This is a genomic window from Rhodococcus sp. NPDC003322 (assembly GCF_053589555.1).
The window spans coordinates 454,208-470,322 of record NZ_JBSFSC010000002.1 but is presented as its reverse complement, the minus strand read 5'-3'; the positions used below and the strand labels follow the sequence as shown (position 1 = coordinate 470,322).

General features: G+C 70.2%; 12 protein-coding genes. 6 read left to right on the top strand and 6 right to left on the bottom strand.

Annotated features, from left to right (window positions below):
- Positions 1-36 precede the first annotated feature (36 nt).
- On the bottom strand, positions 37-3,531 hold the full coding sequence (locus ACWDUM_RS08590) for an indolepyruvate ferredoxin oxidoreductase family protein (RefSeq protein ID WP_450133630.1): 3,495 nt from the start codon (positions 3,529-3,531) through the stop codon (positions 37-39).
- Between the two features lie 159 nt (positions 3,532-3,690).
- Here ACWDUM_RS08590 and ACWDUM_RS08585 point away from each other — a divergent pair, with 159 nt between their 5' ends.
- Complete coding sequence (locus ACWDUM_RS08585; protein WP_450113122.1) at positions 3,691-4,206, top strand: Lrp/AsnC family transcriptional regulator; 516 nt, start codon at positions 3,691-3,693, stop codon at positions 4,204-4,206.
- Here ACWDUM_RS08585 and ACWDUM_RS08580 read toward each other — a convergent pair.
- Complete coding sequence (locus ACWDUM_RS08580) at positions 4,185-4,589, bottom strand: WhiB family transcriptional regulator (RefSeq protein ID WP_450113121.1); 405 nt, start codon at positions 4,587-4,589, stop codon at positions 4,185-4,187. The genes ACWDUM_RS08585 and ACWDUM_RS08580 overlap by 22 nt on opposite strands.
- Positions 4,590-4,764: 175 nt before the next feature.
- On the opposite strand from ACWDUM_RS08580, the gene ACWDUM_RS08575 reads away from it, so the two are divergent.
- On the top strand, positions 4,765-5,712 hold the full coding sequence (locus ACWDUM_RS08575) for a DNA-3-methyladenine glycosylase family protein (RefSeq protein ID WP_450133629.1): 948 nt from the start codon (positions 4,765-4,767) through the stop codon (positions 5,710-5,712).
- Between the two features lie 149 nt (positions 5,713-5,861).
- Positions 5,862-7,277: an MFS transporter gene (locus ACWDUM_RS08570; protein ID WP_450133628.1), complete on the top strand. Its 1,416-nt coding sequence runs from the start codon at positions 5,862-5,864 to the stop codon at positions 7,275-7,277.
- Here the strand turns inward: ACWDUM_RS08570 and ACWDUM_RS08565 are convergent.
- The gene (locus ACWDUM_RS08565; RefSeq protein WP_450133627.1) at positions 7,165-9,084 is read right to left on the bottom strand and encodes a GAF domain-containing protein; all 1,920 of its coding nucleotides are present in this window, start codon (positions 9,082-9,084) and stop codon (positions 7,165-7,167) included. The two genes, ACWDUM_RS08570 and ACWDUM_RS08565, sit on opposite strands and share 113 nt — an antisense overlap.
- Positions 9,085-9,200: 116 nt before the next feature.
- Between ACWDUM_RS08565 and ACWDUM_RS08560 the strand changes: the two genes are divergently transcribed.
- Complete coding sequence (locus ACWDUM_RS08560; protein ID WP_450133626.1) at positions 9,201-10,601, top strand: FAD-binding oxidoreductase; 1,401 nt, start codon at positions 9,201-9,203, stop codon at positions 10,599-10,601.
- Positions 10,602-10,622: 21 nt separating this feature from the next.
- Here the strand turns inward: ACWDUM_RS08560 and ACWDUM_RS08555 are convergent, their stop codons facing one another.
- The gene (locus ACWDUM_RS08555; protein WP_450113116.1) at positions 10,623-11,216 is read right to left on the bottom strand and encodes a helix-turn-helix domain-containing protein; all 594 of its coding nucleotides are present in this window, start codon (positions 11,214-11,216) and stop codon (positions 10,623-10,625) included.
- A 140-nt stretch (positions 11,217-11,356) separates the two neighbouring features.
- Here ACWDUM_RS08555 and ACWDUM_RS08550 point away from each other — a divergent pair, with 140 nt between their 5' ends.
- Positions 11,357-12,508 (top strand): lipase family protein, encoded by a 1,152-nt coding sequence (locus ACWDUM_RS08550; protein WP_450113115.1) that lies wholly within the window; start codon positions 11,357-11,359, stop codon positions 12,506-12,508.
- Between the two features lie 69 nt (positions 12,509-12,577).
- Here the strand turns inward: ACWDUM_RS08550 and ACWDUM_RS08545 are convergent, their stop codons facing one another.
- Positions 12,578-13,321: an SDR family NAD(P)-dependent oxidoreductase gene (locus ACWDUM_RS08545; RefSeq protein ID WP_450113112.1), complete on the bottom strand. Its 744-nt coding sequence runs from the start codon at positions 13,319-13,321 to the stop codon at positions 12,578-12,580.
- A gap of 42 nt (positions 13,322-13,363) precedes the next feature.
- Positions 13,364-14,287: a 3-oxoacyl-ACP reductase gene (locus ACWDUM_RS08540; RefSeq protein ID WP_450133625.1), complete on the bottom strand. Its 924-nt coding sequence runs from the start codon at positions 14,285-14,287 to the stop codon at positions 13,364-13,366.
- A 196-nt stretch (positions 14,288-14,483) separates the two neighbouring features.
- Here ACWDUM_RS08540 and ACWDUM_RS08535 point away from each other — a divergent pair, with 196 nt between their 5' ends.
- Positions 14,484-16,091 (top strand): acyl-CoA synthetase, encoded by a 1,608-nt coding sequence (locus tag ACWDUM_RS08535; protein WP_450133624.1) that lies wholly within the window; start codon positions 14,484-14,486, stop codon positions 16,089-16,091.
- The last annotated feature ends 24 nt before the right edge of the window (positions 16,092-16,115 follow it).

The following is a 16,115-nucleotide window of genomic DNA, read 5'->3' as shown; positions in this document are numbered from 1 at the left end:
TCGTGACTCCTGCGGCCCACCCTGCGCTGTTGGGGATCAGTGCAGCAGCTCGGCCAGCCGGGCCCGGTAGGTCTCGACGTTCGCCAGCTTGACGGACTCGTAGCCGCGGACCAGGTCCGGCAGCCCCGCGATCTCGACGGCCCGGTCGTACGAGTCTGCGGTCAGCGTGGCCGCCAGCTCGTGCACCGTCGCGGTGTAGTGGGCGAGCAGTTCCCGCTCGACCTTCCGGACGTGGGCGTAACCGAACGGGTCGAGCTTCGTTCCGCGCAGAACCTTGCCCTTGGCCAGCAGCTTCAGTGCCACATGGGACTTCGGTCGAAGACCGATCTTCTTGCTGCGTCCCAGGGCGCGCAGGGCGGGCGGGTGCAGCTTGTACGTGAGATTGCTGCCACCGGGGACCTGGGACTCGACTTCCGCGACGAACGCGGGATCGACCAGCAGTCGGGCGACCTCGTACTCGTCCTTGTAGGCGGTGAACTTGTACAGGCCACGCGCGACGGCCTCGCTGAAGTCGGTGCGGTCGGTGACGGCGCGTTCGGCCGCCCACGCGGACTGCACCGTCTCGACGTACCGGCGGGCGACCTTCTCGGACTGGAAGCCGACGAGCTGAGCGGCGCGCAGTTCCACCAGACGCCGGACCTCGCCGTCTAGGGTGCTGCCGGACAGCAGGTGTGCGGGCACCGGCTTCGGTGTGCGGTGCGCGGGCTGCGTCGCGTCCCGGAATGCGACCGGATCGGTGATCGCCGCGCGGCCCCACCGGAAGGCGGCGATGTTGGTGTCGACGGCCACCCCGTTGATGCCGATGGCCTCCTCGATCGAGTCGGCCGGCAGGCGCAGGCCACCGGACTGGACGGCCGCACCGATGAGCAGGAAGTTCGCGGCGGCGGTGCTGCCGAACAATTCCTGCGCGGCGGCGAGCGCGTCGAATGCGGTCAGCGACGCCGACACCGAACCCAGCCGGTCCAACAGGGCTTCCTCGTCCGGGTGGTGAACGCTCTTGTCGTACAACATGTCCCCGGTCGGGGTCCGGCTCGTCGAGGCGATGACCGCCGTGCTCGCGGGGTCGCCGTAGCCGAGGTTCTTCGCGTCGGCGGCGGTGAGCAGGTCGAACGCGATGATGGCGTCGGCGCTGCCCGGGGTGAGCCGGTTCGACGGCTCGAGTGCCCCGGTGGAGAAGCGTAGGTGGGAGACCACCGGACCCGCCTTCTGGCTCAACCCGATCTGGTCGAGGGACTCGACCTCGTAGCCGGCGCGCAGCGCGGCCGTGGCCAGCACCTGGTTGACGGTGACGATTCCCGTACCGCCGATGCCCACGAGGAAGACGTTCCGGGTTCCGGTCGGTTCAGGGACGCTCGGCGCGTCGACGGGGGGCGGCTCGGGGCGGGTCCGCTTGGCGGTCTTGGTCTTTCCCGGCACCTGCTCGACGGTGACGAACGAGGGGCAGTCTCCGTCCAGGCAGCTGTAGTCCGTGTTGCAGGACGTCTGGTCGATCCGGGTCTTGCGCCCGAACTCGGTATCGACCGGCTGCACGGACAGGCAGTTGGACTTGGTGCCGCAGTCGCCGCAGCCCTCGCACACCGCCTCGTTGATCACGACGCGGGTGGTGCGGACCGGGAGCGTGCCGCGCTTGCGCTGCCTACGTGCGTCGGCGGCGCAGTGCTGGTCGTAGATCAGCACCGTGACACCCTCGATGTCTCGCAGCAGCCGCTGCGCCTCGTCGAGGCGGTCCCGGTGCCAGAGCAGGGTGCCCGTGGCGAGCTGCTTCTTCTTGTGCCGTTCGGGTTCGTCGGCGCAGATGACGATCTTCCTGACGCCCTCGGTGGTGAGCTTGTGGGTCAGTTGCGCGACGGTGAGCATGCCCTCGGCGTCCTGGGCGCCGGTCATCGCGACGACCTCGTTGTAGAGCAGCTTGTAGGTGATGTTGACGCCGGCCGCGACACACGCCTGGACCGCGAGCTGGCCGGAGTGGAAGAAGGTGCCGTCCCCGATGTTCTGGAACAGGTGCGGGATGTCGGTGAACGGGGCCTGGCCGATCCACTGGCTTCCCTCGCCGCCCATCTGGGTGAGCCCGGTGACCTTGCTGTCCTCCCGGTTCGAGATGGTGACCATGGTGTGGCAGCCGATGCCGCCGCCGCCGATGGAGCCCTCGGGCAGGGCGGTGGACCGGTTGTGCGGGCAGCCGCTGCAGAAGTACGGGGTTCGCTTGGTGGGCAGTACCTCCAGCGAGAGCTGCGGCGGCAGTGGCCTCTTCAGCTCCACGACGTCGCGGAGCACCCGCCGCAGCGGTCCGAGCAGCCGCCCGGCGGTCAGTTCCCCGTCGACCGGCATCAGCGGCCGTCCGCCGTCGTCCCGTTTGCCGACGATGCGCGGGGTGTCCTCGGTGCCGTAGAGGATCTCGCGGATCTGCGTCTCGACGAACGCGGTCTTGTCCTCGACCACCACGAGCCGTTCGAGGCCTGCGGCGAATTCGCGCACCCGGTCGGGCCCGAGTGGGGTTGGCATCCCGATGCGCAGCAACCGGATTCCGACGCGGTGCATCGCCTGCTCGTCGACGCCGAGGTCCAGCAGGGCCTGCCGGAGCGCGTCGAAGGTGGTGCCGGTGGCGGCGAACCCGATTCGCGCGGACCGGGGATCGACCTCGATGACGTCCAGGTCGTTGACGGCGCCGTAGGCGCGCACCACCTCCGCGCGCGGTCCGTACAGGTCGGCCTCGGCGATCACGCTGTCCGTCGGGACCGCCATCGGGCGCTGACGGTAGGTGAACGGCCGTCCCTCCCATTCGATCTCGGGGACGGTGATGTCGAGTTCCGACACCGAGCCGTCGACTGCCCATGCGCCGTCGGCGAGGTCCGCGACGATCTTCAGTGCGACGATGCACCCGGATGCGCGGGACAGTGCGATCCCGTGCATGCCCATCGTCACCAGTTCGGCGGCGTTGCGCGGGAACAGGACCGGGATGCCGAGTGCGGCGAGGGAACGTTCGCTGACGGCCGGGACGGTGGACGACTTCGACGCCGGGTCGTCGCCGACGAGCAGCAGCATGCCACCCCGGCCACTGACGCCGTACATGTTGGCGTGCCGCAGCGCGTCGGTCGCGCGGTCCACACCGGGCCCCTTGCCGTACCAGACGCCGACGACGCCGTCGTGGGTGGCGGTGCCGCCGAACGCGGCCAGGTCGGCCTGGCTGCCCCACACGGAGGTGGCGGCGAGCTCCTCGTTCAGGCCCGGGACGAAGGTGATGTCGTGCTCGGCGAGCACGGTCGGCATACCGTGCAGCATCTTGTCGACGCCGCCGAGGGGGCTGCCCTGGTAGCCCGAGACGAACGTCGCGACGCGGCGCCCGGCGCGCAGGTCGCGCATGTGCTGCTCGACGAGCAGGCGTGCGATCGCCTGGACGCCGGTCAGCAGGACCGGGCCGGCGCCGGGACGGTAGCGGTCGTCGAGGTCGTAGGACGTCGCGACGGAGGTGCCGGCGTTGACGGTGGCACCGGTGTCAACGGATGTACTGGGGCGATCGGCAAGTTCGGTCATCGCTGGCACCCTGTCCTTCGGCACTGGATCGTCACTGCCGAAATATCGGTCGTTCGGTGCAGCAATAGTCGGCTGAGGTGCCAGCAGCGTCAACAGTTGAAGTAATAGCGTGGCATCATGATCAGTTGTGACCCGCATCACCCGCTGGAGGTCAGCATCGTGATCAGCATCGACAAACTCGACGCGGCCCTGCTGCAGCTGCTCGGCGACGACCCGCGCGCGCAGATCATGGACCTGGCCACCCGACTGGGCGTCTCCCGCAACACGATCGCCTCCCGGATGCGGCGCCTCGAGGAGACCGGTGTGGTCACCGGCTACCGACCCGAGGTCGACCTGCCGACACTCGGATTGCCGGTGCAGGCGTTCGTCGGTGCGGAAACCGTGCAGGGGCGGATCCAGGCGGTGATCGAGGACCTGCGTGAGGTCCCGGAGGTGCTCGAAGTCCACACCACCACCGGCCGTGAGGACCTGCTGATCCGCATCGCGGCCCCGTCGCACGAGGAGCTGCTGCATGTGCTCGAACGGATCCTTGGAGTCGACGGCGTCGCGCACACCTCGACCACTCTTGCCCTGACCACCCCGATCAAGTACCGCACCCAGCCCCTGGTCGACCACATCACCCGCGAGGCGGGGCACGGCCGGTCCGCGGCGACCTACCGGGACGCGGCGGACTGAAGCAGCGAATCCTCGGGTACCGCCGCATCATTCGGGAGAAGGTGGATGAGGCGGGCCGGGGCGGTTCGGAACCCTTCGCGCCCCACGGCGATCGGTTCGGACCCCGGGCGGTTCGAGGTCGCGATCCGGGTCAGCACCGCCTGCCGGTCCGAGCCCTCGACATGGGCCAGGTCGACGCCGGCCCGGATGCCGTGCCGGTCGTCGCAGACGCGGGCGTCGTCCGCGCACTGCGCGCGCACCGGGCAGCCGACGCACAACGCCGCGACCCGGGTGGTCGACTCCCGGGAGGCGCGGAGCGGCGGAAACCACCAGGTTTCAGGTGTTTCCGCGCAGTGCCGTTCCGGGTCGAGATACCACGCCTTGCCGCGTAGTCCCTTGTTCACAGTGCCACCTCGTTCACGCCTTCGATCCACCCCGCGCCCTCGCAGGCCTCGGCATCCACTTTCCGGCACCGGCGATCCCGGCGAAAGGGTCGAACGTCCCGGGTTGGACGCCGAATCGCATGACCTCCGCCACTGCGCGCCCGGCCGCGCCCGGGGCGGGCCTATCGTTGGGGCCATGACCGTCCCCGCCGCCGCGTCCGGCGAGGCCGACGCGCCGCTGGACACCGTCCACCGCAGCGACCGGCCCCTGCTGCTGACCGCGTCGCTGGCCACGCTCGGTCGTGGGCGCGGGGACCCCTGCCATCGGGTCACGCCGGACGGCGCGCTGTGGCGGACGACGCTGATGCCGACCGGTCCGGTCACCTACCGGCTCACCCAGCAGGACGCGACGTCCGTGCGGTGCCGGGCCTGGGGCGACGGGGCCGCCGAGTTCACGCGCACCCTCCCGGATCTGCTCGGGGAACGCGACGCGGCAACGGATTTCGCGCCCGAGCATCCGAAGTTGACGGAAGCGCACCGGCGGCTGCCGGGACTGCGGATTCCGCGCACGGGGCGCGTCTTCGAGGTGCTGGTGCCGACGATCCTGGAACAGAAGGTGCACGGGGTCGCGGCCCGTGCGTCGTGGCGTCGGCTCGTCACCGCGTACGGCGCCGTCGCTCCCGGGCCTGCGCCGGCAGGGATGAGGGTGCCGCCCCCGGCCGAGGTGTGGCGCCGTATCCCGTCCTGGGAGTACCACCGGGCCGGCGTCGACCCGAAACGGTCCCGCACGATCGTCACCGCCGCCGCCGTCGCGGGCAGGCTCGAGGAGACCGTCGCGATGACGCCGGCGCAGGCGCAGGCGCGGTTGCGGGCGGTGCCGGGGATCGGGGTGTGGACGGCGGCGGAGGTGGCCCAGCGGGCCCTCGGCGACGTCGACGCGCTGTCCGTGGGTGACTTCCACCTCGCCGCGATGGTCGGCTGGTCGCTGCTCGGGCGCCCGCTCGACGACCCCGGCATGGTCGCCTACCTCGAACCGCTGCGGCCGCACCGCTACCGCGCGATCCGCCTGCTCGAGGTCAGCGGGCAGGCCGTCAAACCCAAGTTCGGACCCCGGACCGCGGTCACCGATCACCGCCGCCACTGACCCGCCGAGGCGGGAGTGGACCCGATCTCCACACCGACGCGGAAACTGTGGAGGGTTTCTCCGTGGTGGGCGTCGCGGTGGCTTCGTAGGGTTCCCCACGGTCACGGGTGATGTCCGCTTCCCCGTCGCGTTCTCCAGGAGCCACACCCATGACGACCGCCGCCGCCCCGGCTGCAGGGCACGCCGACACCGCGCTCGAACAGCGCGTGGTGCGCAAGGTCGCGCGCCGCCTGATCCCGTTCCTCGCGGTGCTGTACTTCGTCAACTACCTCGACCGCACCAACATCGGGTTCGCCAAGCTCACCATGAGCGAGGAACTCGGCATGACCGCGACGATGTTCGGCCTCGCGTCCGGCCTGTTCTTCGTCGGCTACCTGATCTTCGAGGTGCCGTCCAACCTGGCGCTGCACCGCTTCGGTGCCCGGATGTGGATCGCCCGCATCATGTTCACCTGGGGCATCCTCGCCGCCGCGATGGCTTTCGTGCCCAACGTCGGCAGCCTGTACGTGGTGCGCATCCTGCTCGGCATCGCCGAGGCCGGTTTCTTCCCCGGCGTACTGCTGTACCTGACGTTCTGGTTCCCCGCGAAGTACCGGGTGCGGCTGATGGGCATCTTCCTGCTGACGCTGCCCGCGTCGTCGGCGATCGGCGCCCCGCTCTCGACCGCGATCATGCAGTTCGGCGACGGCCTGTTCGGACTCTCCGGCTGGCGGCTGATGTACCTCGTCGAGGGGCTGCCCGCGGTGCTGCTCGCGCTCGTCACCTGGTTCTACCTCACCGACAAGCCGCACCAGGCGAAGTGGCTCGACGACGAGGAACGCGACTGGCTGGTGCGGACCATGGAGGCCGAGAAGGCGTCCACGGCGGACGAACACGGCACCCCGGTGTGGAAGACGCTGCGCAACCCGCGGGTGATCGCGCTCGGCATCGTGTACTTCGGCGTCACCTACGGCCTCTACGCGCTGAGCTTCTTCCTGCCGACGATCGTGGCCGGCTTCAAGGAAACCTTCGACACCGACTTCACGGTGTTCGAGACCGGGCTGATCGTCGCCGTGCCGTTCGTGATCGGCGGCATCGCGATGGTGCTGTGGAGCCGGCACTCCGATCGCACCGGCGAACGGGTCTGGCACGTCGCTGCGCCCGCCCTGCTCGCCGCCGTCTCCATCCCGGTCGCGTTGTACCTGAACTCGCCGTTCGCGGTGATGGCCGTCGTCTCGCTGACCGCGATCGGCGTGCTGTGCGCGATCCCCGTGTTCTGGTACCTGCCGACCACGTTCCTGTCCGGGGTCGCGGCCGCCGCGGGCATCGCCATGATCAACTCGATCGGCAACCTGTCCGGGTTCGGCGCCCCCTACGTCACCGGCTGGCTCACCGACCTGACCGGCAGCGCCAAGGCCGGCCTCTGGGTGGTCGGCGCTGTGCTTCTGCTCGCCGCCGTCCTCGTCGTCACGCTCAGTCGTCGTGACGCGGTGGCTGCCCGGCGAGACGCTGCGCACCCGCTCGGAGCCGAAGCAGCAGCTGCAGGTCCAGTGCCAGATCCGGGTCACGCCACTGCTTCCCGATGAGCCGGTCGATCGACTCGAGCCGCTGGTAGAGGGTGTTGGCGTGGATCCCGAGGTCCGCTGCCGTCGCCGCGTGCCTGCGGTTGTGTTCCAGATAGGACGCGAGGGTGTCGGGTAGCGGCACCCCGCGCTGCTCCTGCTCGCGTATCAGCGGGCCCAGCATCTGCTCGGTCACCGCGGCCAGCTCCTCACGGCCCGTGCGGCTGAGCAGGATCCGGTAGATCCCCAGCCGGGACGCGGGTGCGATCTGCGAGCCGCGGCCCAACGTCTCGAGCACGTCCACCGTCTGCTGCGCCTGCGTGTACGCCCGCGCCAGCGCCTGCCCTCCGCGGGCCGGGTCGGACACCCCGACCGTCGGGTCGGTCTCGGGCTGCGCCCAGCGCTCGAGCACCCCGTCGGGGTCTAGACCGGGGACCACGGCGATCACCCGCGAACCGTGCTCGGCGACAACGGTTCCCGACGGCAACCCCATCTCCTCGATCCGGGCACGGGTGCGGGCGACATCGGTCTCCGGGCGCGCCACCACCACCGTGTACGGGCGGTCCGGGTTCACCCCGGCCAGCCGGAACTGCTGCTCGACCTCGGCCGGTGTCGGGGCGGGCCGGGTGATCAGATCCACGAGCAGCGCGTCGCGGGCGCGGCGGCCGGCCTCGGTGGCCGCCCGTTCCCCGACCAACGCCAACGCGATCGCCGGTGCCGCGCGCTCGAGGATCAGCATCACCGGGTCCCCGGGGTCGGTGGGCGCGAGGAGCAGCAGCACGCCGAGCCGGTCCCCGGAGGCCCGGACCTCGCGTCCCACCAGCGTGCGGCCGCCGGCGGCGGTCGCGGCGGCGGCCTGCTCCGTTGCCGCGCCGAGGCTGCTCGCGCCGGATACCGGCGAGCCGGATGCGGCCGAGTCGAGGGCGGCGAACACCGCCTCGACCGCGTCGGCGTCCAGTGCGGCGGGCCGTTCGCCGGGTTGCGTCACGAAGTACGCCGGGCAGCCCACCGACGCGGACACCTCGGCGACCAGGTCACGGACCCCTCCGCCGCGCAGGACCACCTGGGTCAGCGCCCGGTCCCAGCGCAGGGTCCGCTCCAGCAGGTCGGTGCGGCGGGCGAGCTCGGCGTTCGCGGTCTCGAGCTGGGCGACGGTCTCCTTCGAGCGGACCATCGTACGGGCGTTGTCGATCGCCACCGCGGCGTGCGCGGCCAGCGCGGACAGCAGCATCACCTCGTCGTCGCTGAACGACCGCTCCTGCCGCTTGCAGGCGCACACCGCGCCGAGCAGGGTGCCGCCGCGCCGCAACGGCACCGCGAGCAGGCCGCGCATGTTCTCGGCCCGGGCGGCGACGTCGGCCGGTCCGGTGTGCGGGAACGTCGGGTCGGCGCGGTAGTCGGGTGTCCAGGCGGGCGCGTCCTGGGTCATCACCCGCCCCATCAGCCCCTCGGTCCGGGACAGCGACAGCCCGATCAGCTGGGAGGTGTAGGCACCGCTTGCGACCTCGATCACCAGGTCGTCGCCGTGGAGCAGGCCGATGTAGACCAGGTCGACGCCGAGCAGCCTCCGCGCCTGCGCCGCGATCTCCGTCAGCAGGGTCGACGGGTCGTGCAGGGTGGTCAGCTGGGCGGCGATGTCGTTGAGGGCGGCGAGTTCGGTGGCCCGCTGCCTGCGCTGCTCGAGCAGCAGATGCAGCCGGAACGCGGCCTGGGTGTCGTGTTCGATCGCGGCCGGGTGCTCGGGCTCCGCGGCGAGCAGCCGGTCGCGGTGTGCGATCAGTTGGTCCGGGGTCGCGTCGTCGAGGAGCAGGTGCAACCAGTCGTCCCGCATCGCGCCTCTCATTTCTTCGTCGACCGAACCGTATGGAGACATCATCCACCAGTCTGCGTGGACCACGGAGATTCGGTCCGTCGATTCGGCTTCGTCACCGGACTAGCGTCGAGAGCATGACTGTCGACGCCACCTCGATCCGCATCACCGAGCTCGCGGACGAGTTGACGTCCGCGATTCCCGCCGACCGGGTCGTCACGGACCCCGATGTGATCGAGCCGTACCTGCACGACGAGGCCGAGTGGGCGCCGTACGGCACCCCGCTGCTCGTGGTCCGGCCGCGCACCGCGCAGGAGGTGCAGGTCGTGGTTCGCGCCTGCATCGCGCGGGGTGTGCCGATCGTCAGCCGCGGCGCGGGCACCGGACTCTCCGGTGGGGCCAACGCGACCGACGGCTGCGTGATCATCTCCTTCGACAAGATGAACGCGGTCAAGGAGATCAACCCACTCGAACGGCTCGCCGTGGTCGAACCGGGCGTGGTCAACGACGACCTGCGCGCCGCGTGCGCGAAGGAGGGGCTCTGGTACCCGCCGGACCCGTCCAGCGCCGCGTGGTCGACGATCGGCGGCAACGTGTCCACCAACGCCGGTGGCCTGTGCTGCGTCAAGTACGGCGTCACCCGCGACTACGTGCTCGGCATGCAGGTCGTCACCGGAACCGGTGAGCTGGTTCGGCTCGGGCGGCGCACCGCGAAGGGGGTCGCAGGCTACGACCTCGCCGGCCTGATGGTCGGCGCGGAGGGCACCCTCGGCGTGATCACCGAGATCACCGTCAAACTGCGCCCCCTGCAGGAACCGCAGCGCACCATCGTCGGCTACTTCGACTCCACCGTTGACGCCGGACGCGCGGTGCGGGCGGTCGCCGAGGACGGGTTGACCCCGTCCGCGCTGGAGCTGATCGACCGGCAGTGCCTCGTCGCCGTCGACGCCTGGAAGAACATGGGTCTGTCCGCGGACGCGAACGTGCTGCTACTCGGGAGGATCGACACGCCAGGCGCCGTCGGGGACGCAGAGGCCGAGCGGATGCTCGCCTGTTTCGATCGTGCCGGTGCGACGTGGAGCGCGCAGTCCACCAACCAGCAGGAGGCGGACGCGCTGTTCCTCGCCCGCAGGCTCGCGTATCCGGCTATGGAGCGTCTCGGTCCCGTGCTCACCGAGGACATCTGTGTCCCGAAAGCCGTTGTGCCGGAGATGCTCGAACGCATCGAGGAGATCGGGCGGCGGCACGAGACGACGATCGCGTCCATCGCGCACGCCGGGGACGGGAACCTGCATCCGCTGCTGATCACCCCCCGCGACGACGACGCCGCCCGGATTCGCGCCCAGGCCGCCTTCGCCGAGATCATCGACGCGGCAATCGAATACGGTGGCACCGTCACCGGTGAGCACGGTATCGGCCTGCTCAAGATGGACGGTCTGGCGCAGGAACTCGATCCCTTCGTGATGGACATGCACCACGCGGTCAAGCTGGCCCTCGATCCGCACGGAATCATGAACCCGGGCAAGGTCATCCGGTAGGCGGCTACGCCGGACAGGCGCCTACGGCGCCTGGAGCAGTGCGAGGGTCGTGCTGATCAGTTCGTGCTCGAGATAGGTCAGGGCCTGTGCGCTCTCGCCCTCGCGCTCCCAGGCGGCCAGCGCGGCGATGACGTACCGCGCCATCAGCGCCACCCGCCGGGTGCGGGCCGGGTACTCGAGGTGGGTCAGCGTGTCGGCGATGTCGATGAACAGGTTGTGCACCACCGTCATCGCCTCGGCGCGCGGCTGTCGTGCCACGGCCGCGTCGTCGAGGGTGAAGATGTCCAGGGCGATCGTGGCGAGCCACTGCTCGTTGAACCGGGCCCAGTAGCTCGGCTGGTGGCGGCCGAGTTCGGCGACCAACGGCCGCACGTAGGCCTCGACCATCGTCGGCAGGTCGTAGTCGCCGCGGTCGACCGCGCCGGCGATGATCACCGCGCGATCGATGCTCACCGGTTCGGTGTGGCGCTGCCAGACGGCTTCGAGCAGTCCCTGCCACGACCCGAAGTGATAGCTGACGGCCGAGTTGTTCTTGTGTCCGGCGGCCTTGACGACCTCGGCGACGCGGACTCCGTGCAGGCCACGCTCGGCGACGAGCCGCTCGGCGGCGTCCACGAGCGAGTCCCTACCCCTTGACGGCTGCGCTTTCGGCACGGTACTAAGAAACCCTTCTTAAACGTTTGCGAGGCGTGGGCCTCGTTGCAATCTTTTCCGGAGGCATCATGCGCCAGGCTCGACCCACTGTTCCGTTCCGCATGATAGGGGGACTGGCAGTCGCCGCGGTGGTCCTGAGTGGCTGCTCGTCGAGCGACACCGACGATTCCCCGGCCGCCCCGAAGCCCGGCGACCTGCTCTCCACGGCGCCGCTCACCAACGCCGCCGCGCTGCCCAGTGCCGCCCGAAACGAACTGGTCACCTACGCGTCGGAGAACGGCGACGGCAAGCCGATCGTCGTCTCCGGGACGATCGCGATCCCGTCCGGCACCGCCCCCGAGGGCGGCTGGCCGGTGGTCAGCTGGGCGCACGGCACGACCGGTATCGCGGACACATGTGCTCCCTCGGGCGACACCGTCGACGGTGCCGCGCACGACTACGTCTCGCGCACCGCGCCCTCGCTGGACCGGTGGCTGCAGCAGGGCTACGCGGTGGTCCGCACCGACTACGAGGGCATGGGCACCCCCGGCGACCACACCTACCTGAACGCGCAGTCCGAGGTGAACGCGATGACCGACCTCGTGCTGGCCGCCCGCCATCTCGACGATTCGGTCGGGGACAAGTGGATTGCGGTGGGGCACAGCCAGGGTGGTGCCGCCGCGGTGAGCGCGTCGGATCTGGGCACGCAGCGGGCGCCGGAGCTCGACCTGGTCGGCGCGGTCTCGCTGGCCCCCGGCAGCGGACTGAGTCAGACCCCGCAGTACATCAAGGGCGGCAACCAGGCGGTGGCACCCATCCTCGCGTTCCTGCCGATCACCCTGCTCGGCGCGGCGGCCGCGGACCCGGCCGTGGTGCCCGACGAGATCGTCACGCCCGCAGCCGAACCGCTGCTGAAGGCGGCGCGGACCGGCTGCATGGCCGACGTGCGGGCCGCGATCGGTGACATCCAGGTCAACTCGGTGATCCGGCCGGACGCCGATCTGGGTCCGTGGACCGACTACCTGAAGAAGCAGGAACCGGAGAACGCAACGCCGGCGGTGCCGCTGTTGGTGCTGCAGGGCACGGCGGACGTCCTCGTGGCGGCCCCGCAGACGGACGGGCTCGTGAAGACGCTGTGCGGCAAGGGCGCTCCGGTCCAGTACAAGAAGTACGAGGGCGCCGACCACCGCGCCGTCATGGATGCCTCCTTCGACGACGCCGAAGCCTTCGCCTCGGCGGTACTTGCGGGCGACGAGGTCCAGCCGAGCTGCTGATTCTCGACAACGAAAACGGGCCCCTGCGTGAGCAGGGGCCCGTTTTCGTCCGGATCGGCGCGGCTGCGCTCAGCGCAGCTTGATGCTGCCGCCGTCGACCATCAGGGTCTGGCCGGTCATGTAGCTCGCGTCCGCGCTGGCGAGGAACACCGCGACCCGGCCGATGTCGGACTCGGGGTCACCGAACCGGTGCAGCGGGGTCTTCGCCAGCAGCACTTCCTCGACGCCGGGGTTGGCCTCGATGTACGCCTTGACACCCTCGGTCGCCGCCAGCGGCGAGATGATGTTGACGTTGACGTTGTCGACCGCCCACTCGTTGGCGGCGACCCGGCTGATCGCTCGGATGGCCTCCTTCGCGGCGGCGTACGACCCCTGGGTCACCTGGCCCTCGATGCCGGCGCCGGACGCGAAGTTGATCACCGATCCCTGGTTCGCGGCCAGCTGGGCGTGCGCGGCCTTCATCAGCCAGAACGTCGGGTAGAACCCGGTCCCGAACGACAGGTCGAGCATCTCCTGGGTGGTCTCGAGCAGCGGCGCCTGCCGGGACGCGTGCGCGTTGTTGACCAGGACGTCGACCTTGCCGAACGCCTCGATCGCGGCCGCGACGATCGCGGCCGCGTTCTCCTCCTTGGAGATGTCGGCGTTCAGGAACTTCCCGGCCCCGCCGAGTTCGTTCTCCAGTGCCGCACCGGCGTCGTCGTTGATGTCGACGAACAGGACCTTCGCGCCCTCCTTGGTGAACGCCCGGACGATGCCACGACCGATGCCGCCGGCACCGCCCGTGACGATCGCGACCTTGTCCGCAAGCCTCATGTCACGCTCCTTCGAAGTCGAGCCGAGATTGACTGGGGTTGATCAGTCGACGGCCAGCGCGGGCTTCTCCAGCTCCGCGACGCTGTACGCAGAGTACGTGTCGTACTTCCCGCGACCGGTGAAGTAGGACGAGAGCTGCTGATCGAGCTCCTCGACGGTGAACGCGGAACCGGCTGCGTCGAAACGGTTCTCCACCTTCGGCGAATCCATCAGCGCGACCATCTTGCCGTACACGACGAACACCTGACCGGTGATCTCGTGGGAGGCGGGGGAGGCCAGGTAGGCGACCAGGGTGCCGACGCGCTCGGGCGCGAGCGGGTCGAGCCCGGTGGCGGCGTCGTCGGCGTCACCGAATGCCTCGGCGGTCATCGCGGTCCGCGCGCGCGGGCAGATCGCATTGGCGGTGACGCCGTAGCGGGCCAGGCCCTGGGAGGTGGACAGGGTCAGCGCGGTGATGCCGGCCTTTGCGGCGGAGTAGTTCGGCTGTCCGGCGGAGCCGAACAGGAACGCCTCGGAGGAGGTGTTGACGACGCGGCCGTAGACGGGGGCGCCGGACTCCTTGCTCAGGTTCCGCCAGTACTGGGCGGCGGCGACCGAGGTGGCGGCGTGGCCCTTGAGGTGGACGCGGAGGACGTCGTCCCAGTCCGACTCGGTCAGGTTGAAGATCATCTTGTCGCGCAGGATGCCGGCGTTGTTGACCAGGATGTCGAAGGAGCCGAAGTTCTTGACGGCCTCCTCGATCATGCGGCCGCCGAGCGACCAGTCGGAGACGTCGCCGGTGACGGCGATCGCCTGGCCACCCGCCGCGCGGATCTCCTCGGCAACCGCGTGGGCGGCATCGCCCATGTCGTTGACGACGACGGCGGCGCCGGCCTCGGCGAGCGCGAGGGCCTCGGCGCGGCCCAGGCCCGCCCCGGCGCCCGTGACGATGGCGGAGCGGCCGGCCAAGCTGACAGATTCACCCATGGAATGTCTCCCGTGTTCGGTTGCCGCGGTTCGTCCGACGGCCCATGAACCGAAAACTAGTATTCATTCTAGTTCCTTGCAAGGGCGCATCCCACTGCGGCGGCAGTCCCGTTGTTCGGGAGTGACGCGCGCCACTCGCTCCCGTTTCGTGGGACCGTGTGCGACGCCGATCACACCCGCGTCAGAAGGACTCTGGATGTCGCTCAACCTTGCAGATCTGTTCGAAGCCGCCGCGGACGCCGTTCCGGACCGCGCCGCCATCGTGTGCGGGGATGTCCGCCTCACCTACGGCGAGCTCGACGCCGGTGCCAACCGGCTCGCCCACCACCTGACCGGCGCGGGTGTCGGACCCGGTGACCACGTCGGCATGTACATGCGCAACAGCACCGAGTTCGTCGAGGCGCTGCTCGCGTGCCTGAAGATCCGGGCCGTGCCGGTGAACATCAACTACCGCTACGTCGACGCCGAACTGACCTACCTGTTCGGCAATGCCGAACTCGTCGCGGTGGTCGCCGACGGCGAGTTCGCGGCCACCACCGCCGCGGTGCTGCCGCAGACCCCGACCGTGCGGCACGTGGTGACCGTCGGTCCGGTCGCCTCCGCGGACCTGGACTGGGGGAGCGTCACCGCCGTCGACTTCCACGAGGCCGTCGCCGCGCAGCCGGCCGACCGCGGCTTCCCCGAGCGCAGCAACGACGACCTGTTCATCATCTACACCGGCGGCACCACCGGTATGCCGAAGGGCGTGATGTGGCGGCAGGAGGACTTCTTCCACGCCGCGCTCACCGGCGGCAACCCGTTCGGTGAGCCGTACAGCGGTGCGGAGGCGGTGGCCGCCGCGGTCCCGCACATCCCGGAGATGACCTGGATGCTGACCGCGCCGCTGATCCACGGCGCGGCGCTGTACTCGCTGTTCACCGCCTTCTGCATCGGGACGACCCATGTGCTGATGCCGAAGTTCGACGCGATCGAGGCCCTCGCACTGATCGAACGCGAGCGCGTGATGACGCTGACCGTGGTCGGTGACGCCATGGCCCGCCCGCTCGCCGACGCCATCGCCGAGCACGGCGCCGAGTACGACCTCGGCTCGCTGATGGTCGTCGGGTCCGGCGGCGCACTGTTCTCGAAGGGCGTGCGCGACCAGCTCGTCTCGCATCTGCCCAACCTGACCGTCCGGGACGGGTTCGGGGCGTCCGAGTCCGGCGTCGACGGGAACCTCGAGATCGGCGCGGACGGCCTGATGCGGATCGCCGCCAAGCCGACCGTGCGGGTCGTCGACGAGCGGATGCGTCCGATCGAACCGGGTTCCGGCGAGGTCGGTTACATCGCCCGGTCCGGCAACGTGCCGCTCGGCTACTGGGGTGACGCGGAGAAGACGGCCGCGACGTTCCCCGTCGTGGACGGGGTGCGGATGTCGATCCTCGGCGACATGGGCCGGGTCGAGCCGGACGGCGCCATCGTGCTCCTCGGCCGCGGGTCGATGTGCATCAACACCGGCGGGGAGAAGGTGTACCCGGAAGAGGTGGAGATGGCCATCAAGAGTCATCCGGCCGTGATGGACGCCCTGGTCGCCGGCGTCGACGACGAGCGGTACGGGCAGCGGGTCGGCGCGGTCGTGCAGCCCCGCGACGGCCACGAGGTGCCCGACCTCGACGAGCTGATCGACCACGTCACCACCCAGGTCGCCCGCTACAAGGCGCCCCGGATGGTCGTCGGGGTCGACACGATCGTCCGCTCGCCCGCGGGCAAGGCCGACTACCGCTGGGCCAAGGCGACCCTGCAGGAGCAGGCCACCCGCGCCTGATCCTCCACGCCCCACAAAAGGCTG

Excerpts from the sequence above, each read along its gene's own strand:
- ACWDUM_RS08590 (WP_450133630.1), bottom strand. The coding sequence starts at position 3,531 with ATGACCGAACTTGCCGATCGCCCCAGTACATCCGTTGACACCGGTGCC.
- ACWDUM_RS08575 (WP_450133629.1), top strand. The coding sequence starts at position 4,765 with ATGACCGTCCCCGCCGCCGCGTCCGGCGAGGCCGACGCGCCGCTGGAC.
- ACWDUM_RS08570 (WP_450133628.1), top strand. The coding sequence starts at position 5,862 with ATGACGACCGCCGCCGCCCCGGCTGCAGGGCACGCCGACACCGCGCTC.
- ACWDUM_RS08565 (WP_450133627.1), bottom strand. The coding sequence starts at position 9,084 with ATGCGGGACGACTGGTTGCACCTGCTCCTCGACGACGCGACCCCGGAC.
- ACWDUM_RS08560 (WP_450133626.1), top strand. The coding sequence starts at position 9,201 with ATGACTGTCGACGCCACCTCGATCCGCATCACCGAGCTCGCGGACGAG.
- ACWDUM_RS08550 (WP_450113115.1), top strand. The coding sequence starts at position 11,357 with ATGATAGGGGGACTGGCAGTCGCCGCGGTGGTCCTGAGTGGCTGCTCG.
- ACWDUM_RS08545 (WP_450113112.1), bottom strand. The coding sequence starts at position 13,321 with ATGAGGCTTGCGGACAAGGTCGCGATCGTCACGGGCGGTGCCGGCGGC.
- ACWDUM_RS08540 (WP_450133625.1), bottom strand. The coding sequence starts at position 14,287 with ATGGGTGAATCTGTCAGCTTGGCCGGCCGCTCCGCCATCGTCACGGGC.
- ACWDUM_RS08535 (WP_450133624.1), top strand. The coding sequence starts at position 14,484 with ATGTCGCTCAACCTTGCAGATCTGTTCGAAGCCGCCGCGGACGCCGTT.